Source organism: Lacticaseibacillus absianus, assembly GCF_013407595.1.
In the GTDB taxonomy this organism is placed as follows: domain Bacteria; phylum Bacillota; class Bacilli; order Lactobacillales; family Lactobacillaceae; genus Lacticaseibacillus; species Lacticaseibacillus absianus.
On record NZ_JABEKX010000002.1, the window covers coordinates 360,905 to 382,435 of the forward strand.

Annotated in this window: 22 protein-coding genes; 15 read left to right on the forward strand and 7 right to left on the reverse strand. The window is 60.1% G+C overall.

Annotation, left to right across the window (positions count from 1 at the left end):
- The first annotated feature begins 38 nt into the window (after positions 1–38).
- On the forward strand, positions 39–1,010 hold the full coding sequence (manA, locus tag HII33_RS07000) for a mannose-6-phosphate isomerase, class I (protein WP_179395095.1): 972 nt from the start codon (positions 39–41) through the stop codon (positions 1,008–1,010).
- 163 nt (positions 1,011–1,173) lie between these two features.
- Here manA and HII33_RS07005 read toward each other — a convergent pair whose 3' ends face one another.
- Positions 1,174–1,647 (reverse strand): nucleoside 2-deoxyribosyltransferase, encoded by a 474-nt coding sequence (locus HII33_RS07005; RefSeq protein ID WP_179395096.1) that lies wholly within the window; start codon positions 1,645–1,647, stop codon positions 1,174–1,176.
- Between the two features lie 139 nt (positions 1,648–1,786).
- Here HII33_RS07005 and HII33_RS07010 point away from each other — a divergent pair, with 139 nt between their 5' ends.
- The 4 genes from HII33_RS07010 to HII33_RS07025 are packed head-to-tail and all read left to right on the forward strand — an operon-like array spanning position 1,787 to position 4,774.
- Positions 1,787–2,104, forward strand: a complete 318-nt coding sequence (locus HII33_RS07010) for a PadR family transcriptional regulator (protein ID WP_179395097.1) — start codon at positions 1,787–1,789, stop codon at positions 2,102–2,104.
- Positions 2,091–2,636, forward strand: coding sequence for a DUF2812 domain-containing protein (locus tag HII33_RS07015; RefSeq protein ID WP_179395098.1), 546 nt, complete (start codon positions 2,091–2,093; stop codon positions 2,634–2,636). Before HII33_RS07010 ends, HII33_RS07015 begins: the two co-directional genes overlap by 14 nt.
- Positions 2,629–3,525 (forward strand): ABC transporter ATP-binding protein, encoded by an 897-nt coding sequence (locus HII33_RS07020; protein ID WP_179395099.1) that lies wholly within the window; start codon positions 2,629–2,631, stop codon positions 3,523–3,525. Before HII33_RS07015 ends, HII33_RS07020 begins: the two co-directional genes overlap by 8 nt.
- The gene (locus tag HII33_RS07025; RefSeq protein WP_179395100.1) at positions 3,518–4,774 is read left to right on the forward strand and encodes an ABC transporter permease; all 1,257 of its coding nucleotides are present in this window, start codon (positions 3,518–3,520) and stop codon (positions 4,772–4,774) included. Before HII33_RS07020 ends, HII33_RS07025 begins: the two co-directional genes overlap by 8 nt.
- Positions 4,775–4,846: 72 nt before the next feature.
- Here HII33_RS07025 and rlmD read toward each other — a convergent pair whose 3' ends face one another.
- Complete coding sequence (gene rlmD / locus HII33_RS07030; RefSeq protein WP_179395101.1) at positions 4,847–6,214, reverse strand: 23S rRNA (uracil(1939)-C(5))-methyltransferase RlmD; 1,368 nt, start codon at positions 6,212–6,214, stop codon at positions 4,847–4,849.
- Between the two features lie 100 nt (positions 6,215–6,314).
- On the opposite strand from rlmD, the gene HII33_RS07035 reads away from it, so the two are divergent.
- Positions 6,315–6,701: a hypothetical protein gene (locus tag HII33_RS07035; protein WP_179395102.1), complete on the forward strand. Its 387-nt coding sequence runs from the start codon at positions 6,315–6,317 to the stop codon at positions 6,699–6,701.
- A 275-nt stretch (positions 6,702–6,976) separates the two neighbouring features.
- Here the strand turns inward: HII33_RS07035 and HII33_RS07040 are convergent, their stop codons facing one another.
- The gene (locus tag HII33_RS07040; protein WP_179395103.1) at positions 6,977–8,512 is read right to left on the reverse strand and encodes a helix-turn-helix domain-containing protein; all 1,536 of its coding nucleotides are present in this window, start codon (positions 8,510–8,512) and stop codon (positions 6,977–6,979) included.
- Positions 8,513–8,589: 77 nt separating this feature from the next.
- Between HII33_RS07040 and recX the strand changes: the two genes are divergently transcribed.
- The 5 genes from recX (at position 8,590) to HII33_RS07065 (ending at position 11,905) form a co-directional block, all read left to right on the forward strand.
- Positions 8,590–9,396, forward strand: coding sequence for a recombination regulator RecX (gene recX, locus HII33_RS07045; RefSeq protein WP_179395104.1), 807 nt, complete (start codon positions 8,590–8,592; stop codon positions 9,394–9,396).
- A 2-nt stretch (positions 9,397–9,398) separates the two neighbouring features.
- Positions 9,399–9,899, forward strand: coding sequence for a pyrophosphohydrolase domain-containing protein (locus HII33_RS07050; protein WP_179395105.1), 501 nt, complete (start codon positions 9,399–9,401; stop codon positions 9,897–9,899).
- A gap of 83 nt (positions 9,900–9,982) precedes the next feature.
- The gene (ntdP, locus tag HII33_RS07055; RefSeq protein WP_179395106.1) at positions 9,983–10,519 is read left to right on the forward strand and encodes a nucleoside tri-diphosphate phosphatase; all 537 of its coding nucleotides are present in this window, start codon (positions 9,983–9,985) and stop codon (positions 10,517–10,519) included.
- A gap of 51 nt (positions 10,520–10,570) precedes the next feature.
- Entirely contained in the window at positions 10,571–11,086 is a 516-nt protein-coding gene (locus tag HII33_RS07060) for a hypothetical protein (RefSeq protein WP_179395107.1), read from the forward strand.
- Positions 11,087–11,143: 57 nt separating this feature from the next.
- Positions 11,144–11,905, forward strand: coding sequence for a MerR family transcriptional regulator (locus tag HII33_RS07065; protein WP_179395108.1), 762 nt, complete (start codon positions 11,144–11,146; stop codon positions 11,903–11,905).
- 94 nt (positions 11,906–11,999) lie between these two features.
- Here the strand turns inward: HII33_RS07065 and HII33_RS07070 are convergent, their stop codons facing one another.
- Positions 12,000–12,431 (reverse strand): GNAT family N-acetyltransferase, encoded by a 432-nt coding sequence (locus tag HII33_RS07070; RefSeq protein ID WP_179395109.1) that lies wholly within the window; start codon positions 12,429–12,431, stop codon positions 12,000–12,002.
- A gap of 90 nt (positions 12,432–12,521) precedes the next feature.
- Here HII33_RS07070 and HII33_RS07075 point away from each other — a divergent pair, with 90 nt between their 5' ends.
- The 4 genes from HII33_RS07075 to HII33_RS07090 all read left to right on the forward strand — a co-directional run bounded on the left by HII33_RS07075 (position 12,522) and on the right by HII33_RS07090 (position 17,656).
- A complete protein-coding gene (locus tag HII33_RS07075; protein ID WP_179395110.1) occupies positions 12,522–13,631 on the forward strand; it encodes an AI-2E family transporter in 1,110 nt (369 codons plus the stop codon).
- 75 nt (positions 13,632–13,706) lie between these two features.
- Complete coding sequence (locus HII33_RS07080) at positions 13,707–15,035, forward strand: hemolysin family protein (RefSeq protein WP_179395111.1); 1,329 nt, start codon at positions 13,707–13,709, stop codon at positions 15,033–15,035.
- 191 nt (positions 15,036–15,226) lie between these two features.
- Positions 15,227–16,804, forward strand: coding sequence for a peptide chain release factor 3 (locus HII33_RS07085; RefSeq protein WP_179395112.1), 1,578 nt, complete (start codon positions 15,227–15,229; stop codon positions 16,802–16,804).
- Positions 16,805–16,822: 18 nt separating this feature from the next.
- On the forward strand, positions 16,823–17,656 hold the full coding sequence (locus HII33_RS07090) for an enhanced serine sensitivity protein SseB C-terminal domain-containing protein (RefSeq protein ID WP_179395113.1): 834 nt from the start codon (positions 16,823–16,825) through the stop codon (positions 17,654–17,656).
- Positions 17,657–17,762: 106 nt separating this feature from the next.
- Here the strand turns inward: HII33_RS07090 and HII33_RS07095 are convergent, their stop codons facing one another.
- The 3 genes from HII33_RS07095 to HII33_RS07105 all read right to left on the reverse strand — a co-directional run bounded on the left by HII33_RS07095 (position 17,763) and on the right by HII33_RS07105 (position 21,503).
- Positions 17,763–18,797 (reverse strand): hypothetical protein, encoded by a 1,035-nt coding sequence (locus HII33_RS07095; RefSeq protein ID WP_179395114.1) that lies wholly within the window; start codon positions 18,795–18,797, stop codon positions 17,763–17,765.
- Between the two features lie 54 nt (positions 18,798–18,851).
- Complete coding sequence (locus tag HII33_RS07100; RefSeq protein WP_179395115.1) at positions 18,852–19,136, reverse strand: DUF1827 family protein; 285 nt, start codon at positions 19,134–19,136, stop codon at positions 18,852–18,854.
- Between the two features lie 177 nt (positions 19,137–19,313).
- The gene (locus HII33_RS07105) at positions 19,314–21,503 is read right to left on the reverse strand and encodes an ATP-dependent Clp protease ATP-binding subunit (protein ID WP_343036848.1); all 2,190 of its coding nucleotides are present in this window, start codon (positions 21,501–21,503) and stop codon (positions 19,314–19,316) included.
- Positions 21,504–21,531 lie beyond the last annotated feature (28 nt).

A 21,531-nucleotide genomic window follows, 5' to 3' on the forward strand; every position in this document is an offset into this window, starting at 1 on the left:
TAGAATTTGAACGAAAGAACACCGAGGAGGCAATCATTTTGACTGAACCAATTTTTCTTGAACCTGTGTTTCACGAAAAGATCTGGGGTGGGCGCAAGTTGGCCACTGACTTTGGCTACACGCTGCCTGAGGGTAAGATCGGTGAGCTGTGGGCGATCTCTGCGCACCCGAATGGCCCTGATGTGATCGCGAATGGCCCGCTGGCGGGGACCACCCTGGATGTCGCCTGGCGCGATCACCAAGACTACTTCGGCCACCAAAAGAGCAAGGTCTTTCCACTGTTGACCAAGATCTTGGACGCGAACGACTCGTTGTCCGTTCAGGTGCACCCGGATGACGCCTACGCCGCGGCACATGAACGTCCCGGTGAACTCGGCAAAACGGAGTGCTGGTACGTGATCTCCGCAGAGCCCGGCTCGTATCTGATCTACGGGCACCACGCCAAGACGCGCGAAGAGCTGGCAGACATGATCCACAAGGGTGACTGGGACCACCTGTTGCGTAAGGTCCCCGTAAAGACGGGCGATTTTGTCTACGTGCCAAGCGGGACGATCCACGCGCTGAACAAGGGCATCATGGTGCTTGAGACGCAGCAGAGCTCGGACACGACCTACCGGCTGTACGACTACGACCGCACGGATGCCGATGGCAACAAGCGCGAGTTACACTTGCAGCAAAGTATCGAGACCACCAACGTGCCAAGCGTCGACCCGCAACTCGATATCCAGACGGTCAAGCAAGATGACGCGACGATCACGACTTTTGTGACCGCGCCGATCTCCAAGTTCTTCTCGGTCTACAAGATCGAGCTGAACGGCCACTTGGATCAGACGGCCACCGCGCCGTACACGCTAGTCTCAGTTCTGGCAGGCGATGGGCAGATCATCGCAGACGGTGAGTCTTATCCGCTGCAAAAAGGGGTGCACTTCATCATTCCGAACCAGATCAAGTCGTGGCGCTTCACCGGCAAGATGACCTTGATCACCTCCACGCCGGGGGCAGAGGCGTAAAGGGCTGTGACCAAAGCTGCATTTGGCCCTGACGGCTCGCCTCGCGACACCGATCAGCCTGTCCGCAGTTGACCTTTTGGCCCTGCCCCACACCAATCAAACAACAGGCACTGCCCCGGATCATCCGGGCAGTGCCTGTTGTTTTGGTCTGCGGTGCGAGTGGTCACAGCCGGGCGCGAACGGCCTCGATCAGCGCGTCTTCGTTGTTGACCACGGTCCCGTTGAGCTTGATCAACCCGATCGTGTACAGGTTCAGGTAGTGGAACTGATTCTCGGCGATCTCGGCGAGTGCGGCGAGCTTCTTGGCGTTGCCGGCGCCTTGCTGGCGAGAGTCTGTGTACAGGCCGATGATGGGGAGTCCCTTGGCGTAGGCGACGCCGATCTCACTGGCGACGCCGGCGTCGATCACGGGACCGTCCAAGACGGCGATCATCAGATCGGCGGCCAGAACTTCAGCCGTGTCGGCCTGGGCGATCATCTTGGCGTCGGCATAAGCCTGCTTATCATTGATCGCCGCGTTTTCCTGCGGCAGGTAGACCTCAAGGCCTGGCATTGCCTGCCGCAGGCGCGCAACGAGGGCCGCATTGTAGTTGAAGTCGGCGTGTGAGAACAGGCCGTTGGCAAAATAGATTTTCATAGGAACCTCCTTTTGTGCTTATGGTCCATGATACACCGCGATGCGCGCGTAAAAAAGCACTTGTCAAGACGCGTGTATCGCGGTACGATATAACCACGGCAGATATATCACATCGCGATATACCAGGGGAGGTGGCGTCATGTCCACGACAGATCAGCTGCCGATGAGTGAGACCGCGTTCTACATCCTGCTGGCGCTGCGCCAGCCAATGCACGGCTACGGGGTGATTCAGCACATCGAGGCGATCACCGCCGGCCGATTGGTCCTCGGCGCTGGCACGATGTACGGGACGCTCAAGAAGATGCAACACGACGGCTTGATCGACCTGGTCGCCACGACCGACAGCCGCAAGATCTATCAAGCCACCCCGGCTGGGATCGCGCTCCTGCGAGCGGAACGCGCCCGGTTGCAGGAGTTGGTACAGAATGCGGAGGTGCTGGATGATGAAGCAGACTAGAGTGTTTTGGGTCTACAAGTCGGCGCAAGAGGCGCACTACCTGACGGCGCAGCTACACGCGGGCTGGCGCGTTCAGGCGCGCCACGTCTGTCGCTACACGTTCGTCCCCGTGCCCGCCCAAGATGGGGTGATCCGGCTGGATTATCAGTTGGCCGCCGACCTGCCTGAGTACACGCAGTTGATGCAAGACGCCGGGTGGACGCTATTGATGAGTCAACCGGTCCTCGGCGGCCGGTGGTTGTATTGGCAACACGCCGATCCAACCGCACGGATCTACACGGACCAGCGCTCGCACATCGCGCTGTTGCGCCAGTTACGCCGCCGTTGGACGGGTGTTGGCCTGGGCGCGGTAGCCCTCGAGTTTGTCGCGCTGTACCTAGTGTGTCTGACCGGTGCGACACCGCTTCGGACCGGCCTGATCGGTGGGTTGATCGGGGGGCTGGCCGCACTGTACGGGGCGAATTTTGTCAGCCTGACGCGACAGATCCGCCACTTAGAGCGAGAACAGGATTGGAGGCATGGTAATGCTTGAACTACATGATTTGACCAAGCGCTTCGGCACGATGACCGCGGTGGACCACGAAAGCTTCACGGTCCACCCCGGGGAGATCATGGGGCTGATCGGGCAAAACGGGGCGGGGAAGACCACCACGTTTCGCATGATCTTGAATTTTTTGACGCCGGATGCGGGACAGGTGACTTGGAACGGGCAGCCATTGACCCGTGCCGACTACGACATGATCGGTTATCTGCCGGAAGAGCGCGGGCTCTACCCCAAGATGCGCGTTCAAGACCAGATCGTCTACTTTGCTCGCCTGCGGGGGATGAAGACCGCGGCCATCAAGGCGGAGATCCCGGCCTGGTTCGACCGGTTCCAGGTGAAGGGCAAGCTCACCGACAAGGTCAAGGACTTGAGCAAGGGGAACCAGCAAAAAGTGCAACTGATCGCGACTTTGATCCACATGCCCAAGCTCGTGATCCTCGATGAACCGTTCTCTGGGTTGGACCCCGTTAATGCGAGCTTGCTGCAAGACGGGATCATGATGCTGCGTGACCATGGGGCGGCGATCATCTACTCCAGTCACGACATGGGCAATGTTGAGGCGATCTCGGATCACCTCGTGATGCTACGTAACGGCCAGACGGTGCTGAACGGCACGGTCGATGCGATCCGTCAGCAGTTTGGCCGCACGAAGCTATTCCTCGAGTCGCCGTTGACGGAAGCACAGCTGCGGGCCTTTGACGGCGTGTCGCGGGTGGTCGCCCACGGTCGTCAGTTCGAACTGACGCTGGCGACGCCTGCCGTCGGTGAGCAGATCTTTGCGGCCGCCACGCAGTCAGGGTACATTCCGGAGTTCCGACAGGTCCCACCAAGTCTTGATGAGATCTTCCGACTGAAAGCAGGTGCTGACCATGAGTAAATTCTGGATCGTGATGCAACAGGTCTATAAGAAGAACGTCAAAAGCGGATCTTGGCTGTTCCTGGTCCTCTCACCACTGGTCTTCGTCGGGATCGGCGTCGGGGTTGCCTGGTTCGTCGGCCAGACCAGCGAGCCGGCCAAAGTGGCGGTGGTCAGCGACAACACTGGACTGGTCAAGGTGCTCAACAAGGCGGAAACCGCCGATGTCGACTACGTGGCGACGCCGGCGGCTAAGGCTGACCGCCAGTTGACACAGGAGAAGATCGATGGCGTCTTAACGGTGACGTTGACGCCATCGGTCAGCGCAGAGTACGTGGAACGCGCGAACGCGGAGACCAGCGTCGACGCAACCCAGCTTACGGCGGTACTCTCGCAGCTCAAGTTACAACAAAATGCGGCGAAGTTGCACCTGAGTGATGCGCAAGTCCAATCACTGCTGAGTCCGGCCACCGTCAAGACGCGCACCGTTGCGATCGAAGACGGGAAGCAGGTGGCCAAAAACGACACCACCGCCATGGTCAATCGTGGGTTCGCCATGTTGCTGACGATCTTCATCATGGTGATCACGATGATCTACGGGTCGATGCTGGCCCAAGAGATCGCGACGGAGAAAGGCTCGCGGATCATGGAGATCCTACTGTCCTCCGTCAGTGCGACCACCCAGTTCTTTGGCAAGCTGGCCGGGATCTTAGCCCTGTTGGTCACGCAGATCGCGGTGTACGCCTTGGTTGGCGGTGCGGCGTGGGTCTGGGCGCGGCAGCAGGCGTTCGTCAAGACTCTGCTGGCCAGCGTCGACTTGTCCGTGCTTTGGTCGATGACCAGTCTGATCGCGGTCTTGTTCTTCATCGTTGGGACCCTGACCTTTGCCGTACTGGCGGCGGTCTGTGGGTCGCTCGTGGCGAATCAGGAGCAGGTCAACACGGCGGTGATGCCGATCTCTCTGCTCGGGATGGCGGGCTATATGCTCGCGTTCATCGCCCAGACCAGTGATGCCGCCCTCTTGAAGGTGGCGAGTTTCATTCCGTTTTTGAACATCGAGCTGATGCCGGTCCGCTTGGCGCTCGGTCACGCTTCGATGCTGGCCGCCTGGCTCAGTTTGGGCGTCGCGGTGGCCTTTCTCGCGGGGTTCACGGTCCTGGCGGTCAATATCTACCGGACCAACGTGCTCGTCTACTCCGATGCTGGGGTCTTGAAGGGGATGCGCAAGGCGTTCACGCTGTGGCGCGCAGAGCGCGGCACCAAGGCGTAAAGCCAGCACAGATGTGATCAGGCACACCAAAGAGGGCTGCGACACGCGTCGCAGCCCTCTTTGGTGTGCCGGCTAGCGCCGGGTGAATTTGACCACGGCTTCACAGCGCGCGGTCTGGGGGAACATGTCGATCGATTGGATGTAATCGACCGTGTAAGCGCGGGTCAAGGCGACCAGGTCGCGCGCCAGGGTCGATGGGTTGCAGGAGATATAGACGAACTTCTTCGGCCGGGCGCGGAGTAGCGCCTGAATGAAGGGGCCGTCGAGGCCGGCGCGTGGTGGATCCACGATCACCGCATCGGGCCGGAACCCTTCGGCAAGCCACTTCGGGAGGACCGTTTCCGCGGTGCCGACTTCATAGTGTGCGTTCGTGATGCCGTTGCGTAAGGCATTCGCCTGAGCATCGGCGACCGCCTCGGGGATCACCTCCATCCCGCGTACCGCTTGGGCGGTGTGCGCGAGACTTAGGCCGATCGTGCCGATTCCCGCGTAGGCGTCGACCAGCGTCTCGTGGGGGGCCAGTGCCAAGGCGGTACGCGCGGTGGCGTAGAGCACTTCGGTCTGGGCGGGATTCAGCTGCAAGAAGGCCTGTGGCGACAGTTGGAAGTCGAGGTCACCGATGCGCTCGGTGATGTAGGGCTGGCCAGCGAGCAGGTGACTCTCTGCGCCCCAGATCAGGCTGGTTTTGCCCGGGTTGACGTTTTGCATCACCGTCACCACCATCGGGAGCTCACGGGCGATTGCGTCGAGCAGTCGGGCTTGGTGCGGCAGCTTCTCCGAGTTGGTGATCAGTGTGAGTTGCGCTTCTGAAGTCGCCGCGGACTCGCGCACGACCAGGGTCTTGACGATCCCACTGTTCGTGCGCTCCGAGTAGATCGGGATGTCGAGCTGTTCGAGCAGGCCACAGAGGTGGTTGATCACCTGCATGGTCAGGGGGCGTTGGGTCGCAAACGTCTCGAGCGGTACAAGGTCGTGGGAGTTCGGGGCGTACAGTCCTGCGCGAACGTGCCCGTCGATCGACCGCACCTGGAACTGGGCTTTGTTTCGGTAGTGCAACGGGTCGGCGGCGCCGATGGTCGGCCGCAGGTCGTAGTGCTGCCAGCCGGTGGGTTTGAATTTGGCCAGTGCTTGGGCGACGACATCGCGCTTGAATGCGAGCTGCGCCTGGTAGTCGAGGTGTCCCAGTTCGATGCCACCGACTTGTCCATATTTCGGGTCAACGGGCGTGACGCGGTGTTTGGATGGCACCTTGACCCGGTGGACTTTGGCTTCGAGGTAGCGCTCGTGGATACCGGTCACCTCCGCGACCACGACTTCCTCCGGTAGAGCACCGGTGACGAAGGTGATCTTGCGCTTGTAGTAGCCGATCCCAGCCCCGTTGATGTCGAGGCGCTTGATGGTCAGCGGGAAGCGCTGGCCGATTTTGACTGTGTTTTCCATAAGCTCTCCTTTGATTGTCTCCTGCATTATATCAAAAACCGGGGATTTCCGGTATAATCGACAGGAAAGCACGCGCAAGATGCGCCAGGAGGCAAGACGAGTGAAGATCAAGTATACGAATAACGGGCAGAGCCGGATGCCGGCCTTTGTCTTTCATCAGGGTGAGACCCATGAGATCACGCCAGGCCACGAGCTGACCTTGACCGTGAAGCGAGGTGACGCGGTCAGCTACCGGGTCGGTAAGTTTACGGCCACCCACAAGCTGGCGTTTCAAAGCCCTGAAGCGACATTTCAGATCCAACCGAACAAGCGGCTACAGCTGCTGTTCGTCGCAGCGCTGATGATCCTTGTCGGGGTGTTGTTCGTCTTCAAGTCGGTGAATAACACCTTGCTGACGGTAGTCGTGGTGATCGCATTGGTTGGCTACGAAGCCTTGAATTACTTCACCGGCTACAAGGCGGTGCCATGGCACGACGGTCAGGCCTGAACGCCCAAAGAAAACGAGCCATACGTGGATTTAAGCCCAGCATATCAACACGGCCCCGTGTCAACCCGAACTTCGGACTGACACGGGGCCGTGTTGATCCCGCCTGCGTGCCCGGTCGAGTGCCGTGCGTGACCGAATACGCAGGCGTTAGACCGGGCATCGTGTGGTAGTGCGACCGGTTTTGGGCGCGCTGGGCCTCTCGCGCAGGCCATCGATGCGTGCTTGGCCCCACACGAAGACGCCGGCGCATGACCGATGTGGGCGCTTAGCTCGGTTCACCAAGCGGCCAGCGCGTCGGTCGGCGCCCCTTGGCGTGCGCGCCGCAGGAGGGTCATCAGGTGGTAGAAGTCGTTGTCGTCGGCTTCGGTGGCCCAAGGGATGATCCCGGTGTGGGTCAGGTTCGCGGCGCCGTAGAAGCTGGTGATCAGCGTGGTATCGCTGAGCGTGGAGATGATCAGATCCGGGACCTGACTGGGATCGGTCGGCAGCAGATGCACGAATTGGATACCTTCCAAAAAAAGGCGCAAATCGCGCGCGACAAAGGTCCCACCGTCCACGAACATCGCGACTTTGACCAAGTGGTCGGCGTTCAGCGCGGGAAAGTCCGGGGCGATCACCCGGTAGAGCTCACGGTGCATGTGGGGCCAGTGGCGCGCAAAGGCCGCCAGTGGTCCAGTCGCGTCGATCTGGTCGAAGTAGTCGTGGATCAAGTGCGGTAGGGTCCCGCTTTCCGCCTCGGCGGGATTGCGGTCGAGAAAGTCGATGCGCTTGGCGAAGTTGCCGTGGAGCACATAGTAAGAGACCGCCATGCGGTGTAAGTTGACCCGCAACACGTCGTGCGCTGCAGCCATCGATTCTGGGGTCAGTGGATCAGCGGCATCGATCAGCGCATCCAGCAGTCCGTCGGCGAATTGGTTGATCGCTAGGCCGGGCCGATCGAAGTCGCGCATCACCCAAGCTTGGCGCGGGGTGACTCGGGTCCCGAAGGAGAGGTAGTGGATCCGACAGAAGTAGTAGAAGTCGCGCTCGGCGGTGCACTTGCGTGGAGTCAAAGAGGGGAAGTGGTCGCGGGTGTAGATCAGCGACTTCAAGGGCAGGTTAGACGCCTTGGCCAGTTTGTTCCAGCGGCGGTCCGGCGTAAGCGCGTGTCCGTGATCGATGCGCAGCTGCTGGACGGCCAGGATCAACAGGTCCTGCTTGGTGTATAGTGCCTCAGGTTCGAACCACAGCGGATCCGCCTGGTTGATCAGGTCGATCTGGTGTTTGGCCCGGCGAAAGGCGGGCTCAGAGAACGGCCAACCGACGCCGCGGAAGGCGAGCTGATAAAACGTCAACATCAGCATCCGGATCTGGAGCTCTTCGCCTTCGATCGCCCAGGTGACCCCATTCAGGTGCAGCCCCACACCAGTCACATACGCCTTGAACGGCGCGATCCGGCGCCGCAGCGTTGGGATGGCGACCCCGGCGGCGGTACAGAAAGTGTGGACGTCGGGGGTGCCAGCGGTGAAGAGGTAATCAAAAAAGCGAAATGGCAACGACTCCTGGAGCAGGTGGAAGCGGTACATATCGACCGACACCTGCCCCCCCAGGGCCTTGAAGTCCGTTTCGTTCACATCGGCGACGGGCCGATCGGACATCAGTTGGAGCTCGAGCATGATGTCTTGAAAGGCGTTATAGGTCTGTGAGTAACTCAGGCCGCTGTCTTGGGCAAGCCGGTTGATCGTGAAGTTGCTGTCTTGCAGCGCCTTGAGCAGGCGGAAGACGCGATAGTTCGTGGTGGCGCGCTTGTCAAAAAAATAAGCTTCAAACATCTTCTCGCCTCCAATTCCAGTTCAGGTATATTATATTACATAGTCACCGTGTGACCAACTCAAAGGAGGGCCTGATTGTGAAAATCATCACCGCTATCACCACGCAGAAGCGCAAAGGGCGCTACAACATTTTTGTTGACGGCCAGTATGCCTTTCCGGTCAGCGAAAGCACGTTGATCCGCTTCATGCTCACCAAAGGGATGGCGCTACCAGCGGCACTCGAGCAGACGATCAAGACAGCAGAAGTCGAGGCGACCGCCAATTCGCTTGCCTTGGACTACCTGAGCCACCAGATGCGGACCGTGCAAGAGGTGCGTCAGCGTCTTTTGCAAGAGAATCTGCCCGAGGCGGCGATCGCCCCCGTAGTCGCGCGGTTGCAGGCACTCCACTACCTCGATGACGCCAAGTTGGCGGACGCCTTCGTGCGCGATGACCTCCTGATGGGCGAGCGTGGGCCGAAGCAGGTGAGCGCACGGCTGCGAGAAAAAGGGGTGGCCGCAAGCGTCATCGAGGACGCACTCGCGGGGGTCAAGACCAGCGAGTGGTTGGCCGTCGCCGGTCGGGTGGCCGAGAAGGCGGCGCGGCGCAACGCCCGCCGTGCGTTCAATGATCAGCGGCAAAAAATCCGCTTGGCCCTGACCCAAAAGGGCTTCACGCGGGAGCAGACCGAGGCAGCCCTGGCGGCTTTGACGCTGACCAAGGACGAAGCAGGCGAAGCGGAACGCCTGCAGCAGGAGGCCGCGAAGCAGTGGCGGCTCAAGCGCAACTATACCGGCTTCGACCGCCGTAACCGGGTCAAGCAGGCGCTATTTCGTAAGGGGTTTGCCCTTGACGACATCGACCCGGTCCTGCGTACGCTGGAAGACCAGACAAGGGAGGACTGACCATGACAGACTTATACCAGCAGTCTGCGGCTTTTCACCGCGTGTTCGACGACCGCCAGCCCGCACGCCCCACACCGCTGAGTGTGCTAGACCTGACGGACCGCGTCGGCTTCATCCTAGAGGAGCTGACAGAGCTCGCAACGACGACCGATCGCAGTGAGGCGGGGATCGCCGCGGCGTTCGACCGGATCGAGGCCCAGCTCGCGCACGCACGCCAGAAGTTGACGGCCAAGCCGGCGAGTCAGTACCCGCCGCTAGTCCAGCAGGCTGATGCGCTGGGGGATCTGACCTACTTGATCTTTGGGAGTTTCGTGCTGATGGGCGTTGAGCCGACCCCCGTATTGACGGCGATCCATGCGGCCAACATGCACAAGCAGTTCCCAGACGGGACGGCGCACCGCGACCCGGTGACGCACAAGGTGTTGAAGCCGGCTGACTGGGCGCAACATTACCAACCCGAGCCGCAGATCGCCGCGGCGATCCAGGCGCAGACGCCAGATTGAGGGACGCGTGGGCGGGTGCATAAGCATCAGCTTTCTGATATAATCGTCTCTGATAACAGATTTTTGGTGAAAGCTGGTTAACTATGCGGATCCCTAAGGAAGGCGATTACATCGCCATTCAAAGCTACAAGCACCCAGGGACGCTGCACCGTACATGGCGGGATACAATGGTCCTGAAGACCAGCGAAGATGCATTGATCGGTTGTAACGATCACACTTTGGTGACCGAATCGGATGGTCGGCGCTGGCTCACGCGTGAACCGGCCATCGTGTATTTCCACAAACATTACTGGTTCAACGTGATCGCGATGATCCGCGAAGGCGGCGTGTCCTACTATTGCAACCTCGCCAGCCCGGTCACGCTGGATCAAGAGGCGTTAAAATACATCGATTACGACTTGGATGTCAAAGTCTTTCCCGATGGTGAAAAGCGGCTCTTGGACGTCGACGAGTACGAGGCCCACCGGCGCCAGTGGCAGTACCCGGCCACAACGGACCGGATCTTGAAGGCCAACGTCCGCGTCTTGGTCGACTGGATCAACCACGGCAAAGGCCCGTTTTCGCAGGCTTACATCGATTTGTGGTACAACCGGTATTTGCAATTATCCCACCGGGTGTAGACCCAAGCGCGAGGCGTGCCTCGCGTTTTTTTGTCACAAAGGAGAACAGCAATGACAGAATTGATCATGCAGCAGCCGGCCAAGTTCGTCGGCAAGGTGTACACCGCTGTGGACAGCGATGAGATGGGCACGTTTTGGGCGTGCTGGACGGCGTTCGAACAGGCCGGCTGGTTCGCGCAGCTCGACGCGCAGACACAGACGCCGAACCGCAGCAGTATGGTGATCTTCTCGCCGTACGGCCAGTTCCAGTACTGGATCGGCAGTGTGTTACCAGATACGGCGACCGCCCCTGCTGGTCTGGAGTGCTTCCAGATGCCGGCGGGGACTGTGGGCGTCGCCACGGCGCCGGCGAGTGGGGTGCTCAATCAGCTACCGGTCCAGACGAGCTTCGGCAAAGGCCTAGAACAGCTCGAAAAAGCGGGTTTCCCGTTACCGCAACACATCGGCCAGACCGATCACCCGTATTACATTGAGCGGTATGACCTCGAGGCCGGTCAGGTCACGCAGGTCGAATACCGCCTCTACATCGATCTGGACCAGCTTGAAGGGTACGACGAATTCGACTAATTAAGGCTTGACCCTGACGCTGCGTCAGCCCTTATTCTCAGTGGTGGAGGTAGCCAGATGACGTATTCGACCAGTGAACTTGCACGCCTTAGTGGGGTCTCCCCGCGGACGCTGCGCTATTACGACCAGATCAGCTTGTTGACCCCACCGCTGGCGGTGAATGGGTATCGCCAGTACGGGCCCACTGAGGTGGACCGGCTGCAGTTGATCCTGGCGTACCGTGCGTTGGACTTCAGCCTGACCGAGATCGCCGGGCTCTTGGCCCTGCCGGCGGCGGCGCGCACGGCGCGCCTGATGGATCAACAAGCGAAGTTGGCGGCGCAGATCGAGCGACTGCAACGGATCCGGGATCAGATCACGGCGACCCTGACCAATCAGAAGGGGGATCAGAAGATGACTGATGATCAAAAATTCATGGCCTTCAAGCAAGACCAGCTGCGCCAAAACGATGAGGCTTACGGGGCGGAGGTCGTTGCGCGCTACGGCCAGGCAGCTAAGACAGCTGCCGATCAGCGCTACGCCGGCTTGACGCAGGCGCAGTTCGATGCGATGGCCGCGGCGCAAGAGACACTGGCGGCCGCCCTGCGCGCCTACCTCGAGGCGCCAGCGTTGCCCAGTCCGGCGGCTGAACGCGCCTACCGCGCGCACCGCGAGTGGTTACTGGTGACGACGCCGCAGCTGACGGCAGCGATGCACCGGGGCTTTGGGGAGATGTACGAGGCCGACCCTCGCTTTGCCGCCTACTATACCAACCTGGTGGGTGACCCCGGCGCGGCCGCGGCGATGAACGCGATCATCGCCCACTACGCGACGGACTGAGGCGCTTTTGACACGCGTGAGTGACCCAAAAACGGGCCTGTGTCGACCGGCAAATTGCTGGTCGGCACAGGCCCGTTTTGGGGTGCCAAGATCATCATAGGCGGCGCTGCATCTCCCGGTGGCGGATGCCAGCGTCGAGAAACTCGGGCCGCGCGGTCAGCTGATAGCCGAGGGTCTTGTAGAACCCGACGGCCTGAACTTGCGCACCGAGGTGTAACTCAGTGGCGCCGTGGGCGGCGGCGTAAGTGGCGAGCTGTTCGAGCAGGGCCTTACCGACGCCGTGGTGGCGATAAGCGCGCAACACCGCCACGCGCTGCACGTGGTAGCCGGTGCCTTCAGGGATCAGCCGGGCGGTGCCGAGCGCCAGTCCGTTCTCGAAGGCGACGAAGTGGATCGCCTTTGGTTCATCCGCGTCGACTTCCAGCGTTGCTGGGACGTGTTGTTCTTCGACGAAGACCGTTTGGCGGATCGCAAGGGCTTCGCGGTAGGTCTGGCTGGTCATGTCGGTCGTCACATTGAATTCCATGGGTCATCACATCTTTCACTAAGGGTCATGATTTTCTGATATTATAGCACTACAAGGTGCCGGTGACGGCAAAAATCGGAGGGACCCGTGATGTTTGAAAAACTGCGTCAGTCGAAGCTGATGTTCTGGTCAGTCGAAGCCCTGATCCTAGTGGTCTTAGTGATCGGGGTGTCCAACCTGGGGTTCCTGTTCGCGCCAGTCGCGACATTCTTCTCGACGCTCCTGATCCCGATCATCGCGGCGGGCTTCTTGTTCTACCTGTTCAACCCACTGATCAAGCTGCTGGGGCGCGCGCATGTGCCGCGCGGGATCGCGATCGCGCTTGTGTTTCTGGTGGTGCTCGGTGGGCTGGTGTTGATCATCGCCGCGATCATTCCGAATCTGGTCACCCAGATCACCCAGTTGATCACGGGGTTACCGGACGCACTGGCAGCGCTACGCAAAGTGATCCGGCAGATGGCGCACTACAAGTGGTACCAGCAGTTCGACGTCGACGCCGTTTTGAGTAAGCTCAAAGTGGAGCCGAGCAAACTGCTCGCGCAGGTGCTCGGTGGCTTTTCAACCGGCCTGCCGGGCCTGCTCGGGTCCGTGGCCGGCGTGGTGATCGACGTGATCACGATCCCCGTGTTGCTGTTTTATATGCTCAAGGACGGGGACAAGTTCGTTCCGGCGGTGCAACGGTTCTTCCCGGATCGCTACGCCGGTGAGATCGCCACGGTGTTCACCCGGATGAGTGAGACGCTGTCGCATTACATCGCAGGCCAAGCGTTGGAGTGCCTGTTCGTCGGGCTGGCGACATTCATTGGGTACCTGATCATTGGCCAACCTTACGCCTTCTTGCTTGGCTTCATCGCGGGTGTCGTCACGATCATCCCATACCTCGGCCCCTACATCGGGATCGCCCCGGCGCTCGTCGTGGCCGCGACCCAGGGGTGGAGCCAGGTGGCCTTCGTCATCATCGTCGTCTTGATCGTCCAGCAGACCGACGGGAACCTGATCTACCCGAACGTGATCGGGCGCAGTCTGGATATCCACCCGATGACGATCATCATCTTACTGCTGGTGGTCGGGAACCTGTACGGCATCTTGGGCACGATCCTCGCCGTGCCGGTGTACGGAGTGGTCAAAACGGTGCTATCGTACGCGTTAGAGCTCTATCATTTTCATAAGCAAGCCAAGCTGACGGCGCCGAAGGGTTGAGCGGCGCGAAATTGAATTGAGCGGGCGTGCTTGATATACTGAAGTTATCATTGACTTGAAAGGCGTGTGTTGACTATGGACGGTGGCGCGGGTTCGATATGGGGTCAGATCGGTCTGATCCTGATACTGACGCTACTCAATGCGTTTTTTGCGGCGGCGGAGATCGCGGTGGTCTCGTTGAGCCGCAGCAAGATGGAAGGCCAGGCGAAAGCCGGCGACAAAAAGGCGGAGAAACTGGTGCGGATCATGAAGAATTCGACCAACTTCTTGGCGACGATCCAGGTGGGGATCACCTTCGCCGGATTCCTGTCATCTGCCTCAGCGGCCACGGCGATCGCGAGCCGCCTCGCGCCGGTGCTGGGGAACTTCAAGGGCGCCTCGGAGCTGGCGGTGATCCTCGTGACCATCGTGCTCTCTTATTTTTCGCTGGTGTTCGGCGAGCTCTACCCGAAGCAACTGGCGCTGTCGATGACGGAAAAAGTTGCCAAGGCGGCAGTGACCCCGATCTCCTGGCTGAGCGTCGCGATGCGGCCGTTCGTCTGGTTGCTGTCGGCGTCCACGAACCTGCTGATCCGGCTAACGCCGATCGAGATCAATGCGGCAGAGAACCAGGTCACCCGCGATGAGATGGTCTCGATGATCGAAAGTGGGAAGCAAAGCGGCGCGATCGACGCGGACGAATACGAGATGCTGGAAGGCATCATTAGCCTGAACAACAAGATGGCGCGCGAGGTGATGGTGCCGCGGATCGATGCATTCATGGTCGACGCAGACGAACCGGACGCCACGGCGATCGATGCGATCCTCGGCAATATCTACTCCCGGATCCCGGTCTACCAAGGCGATAAGGATAACGTGGTCGGCGTGGTCCACATCAAGAACCTCCTGCGGCAGGCGCGCACGGTCGGGTTTGCGTCCGTGCGCCTAGAAGACATCATGACCGATCCACTGTTCGTGCCCGAGACGATCTCGATCGATGACCTGCTGACCGAAATGCGGATCCGTCAGCAACAGATGGGCATTCTCTTGGACGAGTACGGTGGGGTCGTCGGCCTCGTGACGATCGAGGACCTGATCGAGGAGATCGTCGGCGATATCGACGATGAGTCGGATTCTGCCACGGTGCTGGTCACGAAGCTCGATGCGGACGATTACCTGATCGCAGGACGGATGACCCTGAATGATTTCAACGCGGAGTTCGGCACCGCCCTCGATGAGCCGGATGTCGACACAATCGCTGGCTTCATGATCACACGGCTGGGGGCGATCCCGACCAACCGCAAGCAGGAAACGCTGACGTTAGGGGAGGGCATGACGCTGACCACCGGCAAGATGGAAGGGTCTCGGCTGGTGAACGTTCATCTGCACCGGCCGCAACAGCCGGACGCGGCCGAGCCGGTCTGATCCCCGAACCCGATTTCCCTGACAAAATCGGCGCCAGACTAGCCATGGTCGCGTCGGTTCATTATAATTGAGACTTGACGAGTCCCGGCGCAGTCGCGGGGCTTTTTTGTGGGATGACCACGGACAGGAGCGAGCGGATGTAAAGACACGTCTGACGAGTCGTTAACGGCAACACGAAAGGAATTTTCACCATGAAACCACAAGAACTAAAGGACGCGGTGGCGACCCGCCGCACCTTTGCGATCATCTCCCACCCCGATGCCGGTAAGACGACGATCACGGAGCAGCTGCTGCTGTTCGGTGGCGTGATCCGCGAAGCGGGGACCGTGAAGGCCAAGAAGTCTGGGCACTTCGCCAAGTCTGACTGGATGGCGATCGAAAAGCAGCGCGGGATCTCGGTCACAAGCTCTGTCATGCAGTTTGGCTACCAAGGCAAGCGCATCAACATCTTGGACACCCCAGGCCACGAGGACTTCTCCGAAGACACTTACCGCACACTGATGGCCGTCGACGCAGCAGTCATGGTCATCGACTCCGCCAAAGGGATCGAGGCACAGACCAAGAAGCTGTTCAAGGTCGTCAAGCAGCGGGGCATCCCGATCTTCACCTTCATGAACAAGCTAGATCGCGACGGGCGTGAGCCGCTGGACCTGATCGCCGAGCTCGAAGAATTGCTTGGGATCGAAGGTTACGCGATGAATTGGCCGATCGGCATGGGTAAGGGGCTGGTCGGCCTCTACGATCGCGTCGACAGTCGTATCGAGCTGTACCGCGAGAACGAGGCGGGGGAGCGGTACCTGCCACTGGACGCGGATGGGCACCTCGACCCCAGCGAGCCGCTGGTCAACGAGTCGCTCTACCGCGACACGCTCGACGACATCGAGTTGCTGGATGACGCCGGTAACCAGTTCGACCTCAAAAAAGTGATGGCCGGCGACCAGACGCCGGTGTTCTTCGGTTCGGCACTGACGAACTTCGGGGTCGAGACCTTCTTAGATCACTTCGTGGACTTGGCACCGGAGCCTGGTGCACACACGCTACGTGATGGCCGTGAGCTCAGTCCGACGGATCAGGCGTTTTCCGGTTTCGTCTTCAAGATCCAGGCGAACATGAACCCGAACCACCGCGACCGGATCGCCTTCGTGCGGATCGGCGCCGGTGAGTTCGAACGCGGGATGGATGTCACGCTGACCCGGACCGGCAAGCCACTGCGGCTGAACAACGCAACGGAGTTCATGTCTGATTCGCGCGAACAGGTCCAAAACGCGGTGGCCGGCGACATCGTCGGCTTGTATGACACCGGCAATTTCCAGATCGGCGACACGATCTATGCCGGCAAGGATCCGGTCGAATATGAGGCACTACCGCAGTTCACGCCGGAGCTGTTCATGCGCGTGACGGCGAAGAACGTCATGAAGCAAAAGTCGTTTCACAAGGGGATGCAGCAGCTGGTTCAAGAAGGTGCGGTGCAGTTGTACCGCACGTACTCGACCGGAGACTACATTCTCGGTGCCGTCGGGCAGCTGCAGTTCGAGGTCTTCAAGTTCCGGATGCTCAATGAATACAATTCGGAAGTCGTGATGACGACGATCGGTAGCCGTGTCGCACGGTGGATCGATCCGGATCAGCTCGACGAACGGATGTCCAGTTCGCGCAACTTGCTGGTCAAAGACGTGCACGACGCACCGCTGTTCCTGTTCGAGAACCAGTACGCCCTGCGGTGGTTCGCCGACAAGTATCCAGACGTCACACTGACAGCCAAGCTATAAGCCAAGGAGGGAATCACCATGGGATTATTTGATTCGAAAGACAACCAAGACCACGCACAAGAAGACGCCGACCGCGACCTGCATGCGATCACCAACGACGACTTGCTCGCCAAGTGGCGGACATTCACGTTGCAGCGCACCGAGGACAGCATGAGCGAGTTCTTGGAAGAGTTGATCGAGCACGCGACACTTCTGATGGTGGTGCTCGCAGAAGACGGTGCAGATCTCGACAACAACGCGGATCTGCAGTTCCCGCTGCTGACCACGAATGACGACGAGCACGTCCAGCCGCTGTTCAGTGACTGGCTTGCAGTCAACGAACTGTACGATAACTGGAATGACAACGGCCTGGAAGATAACGTTGCGCGGGCGCATGTGCTACCGGTCGGATTCCTCGACATCGCGCACCTCGTTGGCGATAACGCCGATGTTGCCGGGATCGTGGTCAATCCGTTCTCAGACAACATCAACCTCGACCGTGAGATGCTGGCCGACTTGAGCAAGCAAGCCAATGATCGGCACGCCGAGCAAAACGAGGTCGAGATTGCTGTCTCTGATCCCGAAACACTCCCCGATGGCCTGTGGCTTGCGCTTGAGACTGAGCTGGCGGAGCACCTGGTGATCCGGCGCGCCTGGCTGCGCTTGATGCATTACTCCGGGCAGGCCCACTTGATCTTGGTGATCGATGCGCCAGAGGCCGACGAGACGACGCAACAGCGCTTGGTCGAGCGCCTTGGCAGTGTGGCCGCAGACGTTCTGGGCGCGGCGCCAGCCGTGGGGTTGAGCGTGGCCCCGCTGGATTCGGACTCGCAGGCCCTCGTCAACGAGATCGCGCCGAGCTATCAAGCCTGAGCAACCATCACCAAAAAAACCACCTTTCGTGAAGTGTCCACAATCGTTAGACTGCTTGTCTAACAATTACGGGGCGCTTCAATGCGAAGGTGGTTTTTTGGCCCGGTCAGTCGAGGTATTCGGCTTGGATGTACAGCCCAGAGGCGAGGCGCACCCAGCGGCTGCCGTTCGATGCGATGGCGGTGTGGGTCAGCTGCACGAGGGTCCCCGCTGAGACCGGCCCCGGCTCCACGGTTCCATACGGGGCGGTCCATTGACTGACGGTGGCCGTGACGGTCGCCTGACGCGTCGTCGGGGTCATCGTATAGGCGAAGGCGGCGTCGGGCAACCGCAGCGGCGCAGGTGGCAGACGGAATGGATCGTGTGCCTGCGGGCGGGTCTGGGCAGCCGTGAGCCACTGACTCCCGCCGATGTTGAGCCACACCGTGCCGTCTTGGTCGCGCGCTAAGGCGAAGACCCGCCAATACGAGCCGGCCGGTAGCGGTGTCGCCAAGGGGGCCGTCAGATCAGGTTGGGCGTAAGCTGCTTTGGCCGCCAGTAGTTCGACATAAGCGGCCTCAGGGGCCTGGCTAGGCACTAAGGGGTCCAAGTCATAGCGAAGGGTGCGGGTCTGTGTGACCGTGGTGAACCGGCCAGCAAGCGGCGGTGTCATCAAGTGATCTGCTAGTTCAGCCAGAGGGGTGGGGATGAAGTGGGCGTGGAGGGCCCCAGCCAGTATCACCGGTGGCGTCAGCAGGCGGCCGTGCGTGTCGCGGTGATAGACGAGCACCGGGGCAGCGACGCACGGTCGGTATAGGCAGAAGATCGATTGATTGGCCACGGGGAAGGTGGTCGTGAATCCAACGACCTCTGCAAGGGCGAAGCCTTCAATGACCGGTGGCACGAGGGGTAACGGGGCCCCGGTGTGGCCGCTCAGTTGAAGTGGCGGCCGCAGGTCACGCGTGTGGTCGCGAACATAAAAGTACACGGTCACATGAACGTTGGTCGCCGGCGTGCCGGTGGCCGGTGGCAGCGGCACGCCAGTCGGCGGCTCGGGCGCAGGGGTCGGCTGCTGACGCGATGTGACGGGTACGGCCGCCGGCGGCGTGGTCGTGGTGGGGCGTGCCCGCCACCAGGCCTTAAGTTTGGCAAAAAGTCCCATCATTAGTCTCCAAGTGCGAAAAAACACCGGCGGCGCCGGTGTTTTCGGGAAGCATCACGCGTTCGTCGTGTCGAGTGACACCTCGGCGATCTTGTCACCACGGATCACGGTCACGTCGTTGAACTCGACACCGCAGAGCTTTTGCAAAGCAAAGGCGATCTCGGCATCTTTGATGTTGCGGGTCTCGCTGGTGAACAGTAGCTCATCGTGGCCCGGTGCACGGGTGTAGACGACGGTCACGTTGCCGAGCGAGTAAAGCTTGATGTAGGTCGTATCGGTGTGGGCGAGCTGCTGCGCCACGAGGTGCGGGTAGCTGTTCGTGATATCAATTAAACGCATTTTCGTTGCCCCCGTTCTTCTTACTATTTCCATTATAATGGACTTTTGGTGAAAAATAAAAGGATTCCACCGGAAAGTCGCAAAGTGGTGTCTCGCAAACGCCGAGGCGACGCGTCGGCGGGGCAGCGTGGGCTAAGCCCAAAAAAACGGTCGGACGCATGGTCCGACCGTTCGCGGTCATGCTCCGGCTTCGGAGATCGCGATCTCGCCATTGGCGATGCGTGCCTCCAAGGCCTTGGCCTGTGGGTGATCGAGGTAGAAGTCCGCGACGCGGTCTTCGATCTGTTCTTGGATCACCCGGCGCAGCGGGCGAGCGCCCATTGCGGGGTCGTAACCGAGCGTGACGAGCTTGTCCTTGACCGGATCGGTGACATGGATCGTCAGGCCCTGGTCGTGGATGTTCGCGTTGGTCTCGTCGATCATCAGGGAGACGATCTTGAGCAAGGCGGCCTTATCCAGCGGCTGGAACTCGATGATATCATCGAAGCGGTTCAAGAACTCGGGCTTGAAGTAGTTGCCGAGCTGTGTCAGAACACTACGAGTCGTCCCTTTGATTGAGGCACCGAAGCCGACATTCGCCTCCGCGTCGGTGGCTCCAGCGTTGCTGGTCATGATGATGATCGTATCCTTGAAGGAGACAGTGCGACCTTGGCTATCGGTCAAGCGCCCGTCGTCGAGGATCTGCAGGAACATGTTCATCACGTCTGGGTGGGCTTTTTCGACCTCGTCCAGCAAGATCAGGCTGTACGGATTGCGCCGTACCTGCTCGGTCAGCTGGCCAGCTTCTTCGTAGCCGACATAGCCCGGTGGCGAACCGATGAGCTTGGAGACACTGAACTTCTCCATGTACTCGGACATGTCGAAGCGGATCATCGCTTCCTGTGAGCCGAACAGCTCCTTAGCGAGTTGCTTGGCCAACTCGGTCTTCCCGACGCCGGTCGGCCCGACGAACAGGAAGCTGCCGATCGGTCGACCGGTCTTGTTGAAGCCGATCCGGTTGCGGCGGATCGCGCGCGCGACCTTGTCGACCGCTTCGTTTTGGCCGATCACATGGGCCTCAAGGTCGGCTGCGAGGTCCTTGAGCTGTTGCTGTTCCTGCTGCTTGAGCTCACCGACTGGGATGTTGGTCTTCTGTTCGACGATCTGCTCCATGTCCTTGTCGGTCACCGTCGGGATGTCTTCCTTGGCGTCGAGTTTTTGTTTTTCCTGCATGTTCTGCAGCTTGGTGACCTGATCACGGTAGAAAGCGGCCTTTTCGTAGTCTTCTTGCTTCAGCGCATCTTGTTTCTGCTTCTCGGCGTCGTCGATCTTGGCTTGGAGCGTCTTCGGATCGGCAACGGCGATCGTCAGGTTCTTGCGCGAGCCCGCTTCATCGAGCAGGTCGATCGCCTTGTCCGGCAGGAAGCGGTCTTGGATGTAGCGATTCGACAGGGTGACGGCCGCATTGATCGCTTCCGGCGTGTAGGTCACGTGGTGGAAGTCCTCGTAGCGTGGCTGGATGCCTTGCAGGATCTTGATGGTCTCCTCGACGCTTGGTTCGTCGACCGTCACGGGTTGCAGACGACGGGCGAGCGCGGAGTCTTTTTCGATCTGGCGGTACTCGTTGTTGGTTGTCGCACCGACCAGTTGCATCTCGCCTCGGGCGAGCGCCGGCTTCAGGACGTTGCCGGCGTCCATACCGCCTTCTGCGTTGCCGGCGCCGACGATCTCGTGGATCTCATCGATGAACAAGATGATGTTCGGGTTCTTCTTGAGCTCGTCGAGCAACTGCTGCAGGCGCTGCTCGAACTGGCCGCGCATGCTGGTGCCCTGGACCAGCGAGACGACGTCGAGCTGGATCACTTGCCGGTCCTGGAGTTTGGCCGGGACGTCACCTTGCGCGATCTTCAACGCGAGGCCTTCAACGACCGCAGTCTTGCCGACCCCGGCTTCCCCGATCAGGACGGGGTTATTCTTAGTCCGGCGGTTAAGGATCTCGATCACGCGCGCGATCTCTTGGTCGCGGCCGATCACGGGGTCGATCTCGCCATTTTTCGCTTTATCGGTCAGGTTGACACCATATTGCGCCAACACGCCTTGGCCGCCGCGGTTACTGCCGCGGTTGCCTCGGCCGCTTTGGGTCGGCGGGGTCTGTTCCTGTGGTTGCCCCTGAGGGCGTTCGCCCTGGCTCATCGCTCGGAAGATGTCGTCCAGGCTGTTGAAGCCGAAGGGGTCGTTAGATGCATTCGTTGGATTCATAGAACCTCCTGCTTGCGCCTTGAGCTGCTGGTAGCAGTTCTGGCATAGGTTGATCTCCTGCCGCTGACCGTTCACGCTGGTGTACAGGTGGATGGTCGCCGGATTTTGATGACAGTTCTCACATAGCACCGAATTCACAACCTTTCTCTGGGGACGC

What these genes read in the sequence shown, in the direction of transcription:
- HII33_RS07005 (WP_179395096.1), bottom strand. Translation starts at nt 1,647, where the DNA reads ATGAAAATCTATTTTGCCAACGGCCTGTTCTCACACGCCGACTTCAAC.
- HII33_RS07060 (WP_179395107.1), top strand. Translation starts at nt 10,571, where the DNA reads ATGACAGAATTGATCATGCAGCAGCCGGCCAAGTTCGTCGGCAAGGTG.
- HII33_RS07080 (WP_179395111.1), top strand. Translation starts at nt 13,707, where the DNA reads ATGGACGGTGGCGCGGGTTCGATATGGGGTCAGATCGGTCTGATCCTG.
- HII33_RS07095 (WP_179395114.1), bottom strand. Translation starts at nt 18,797, where the DNA reads ATGGGACTTTTTGCCAAACTTAAGGCCTGGTGGCGGGCACGCCCCACC.
- HII33_RS07075 (WP_179395110.1), top strand. Translation starts at nt 12,522, where the DNA reads ATGTTTGAAAAACTGCGTCAGTCGAAGCTGATGTTCTGGTCAGTCGAA.
- HII33_RS07015 (WP_179395098.1), top strand. Translation starts at nt 2,091, where the DNA reads ATGAAGCAGACTAGAGTGTTTTGGGTCTACAAGTCGGCGCAAGAGGCG.
- HII33_RS07020 (WP_179395099.1), top strand. Translation starts at nt 2,629, where the DNA reads ATGCTTGAACTACATGATTTGACCAAGCGCTTCGGCACGATGACCGCG.
- HII33_RS07040 (WP_179395103.1), bottom strand. Translation starts at nt 8,512, where the DNA reads ATGTTTGAAGCTTATTTTTTTGACAAGCGCGCCACCACGAACTATCGC.
- rlmD (WP_179395101.1), bottom strand. Translation starts at nt 6,214, where the DNA reads ATGGAAAACACAGTCAAAATCGGCCAGCGCTTCCCGCTGACCATCAAG.
- HII33_RS07010 (WP_179395097.1), top strand. Translation starts at nt 1,787, where the DNA reads ATGTCCACGACAGATCAGCTGCCGATGAGTGAGACCGCGTTCTACATC.
- HII33_RS07025 (WP_179395100.1), top strand. Translation starts at nt 3,518, where the DNA reads ATGAGTAAATTCTGGATCGTGATGCAACAGGTCTATAAGAAGAACGTC.
- HII33_RS07085 (WP_179395112.1), top strand. Translation starts at nt 15,227, where the DNA reads ATGAAACCACAAGAACTAAAGGACGCGGTGGCGACCCGCCGCACCTTT.
- HII33_RS07050 (WP_179395105.1), top strand. Translation starts at nt 9,399, where the DNA reads ATGACAGACTTATACCAGCAGTCTGCGGCTTTTCACCGCGTGTTCGAC.
- HII33_RS07065 (WP_179395108.1), top strand. Translation starts at nt 11,144, where the DNA reads ATGACGTATTCGACCAGTGAACTTGCACGCCTTAGTGGGGTCTCCCCG.
- HII33_RS07090 (WP_179395113.1), top strand. Translation starts at nt 16,823, where the DNA reads ATGGGATTATTTGATTCGAAAGACAACCAAGACCACGCACAAGAAGAC.
- HII33_RS07070 (WP_179395109.1), bottom strand. Translation starts at nt 12,431, where the DNA reads ATGGAATTCAATGTGACGACCGACATGACCAGCCAGACCTACCGCGAA.
- HII33_RS07100 (WP_179395115.1), bottom strand. Translation starts at nt 19,136, where the DNA reads ATGCGTTTAATTGATATCACGAACAGCTACCCGCACCTCGTGGCGCAG.
- ntdP (WP_179395106.1), top strand. Translation starts at nt 9,983, where the DNA reads ATGCGGATCCCTAAGGAAGGCGATTACATCGCCATTCAAAGCTACAAG.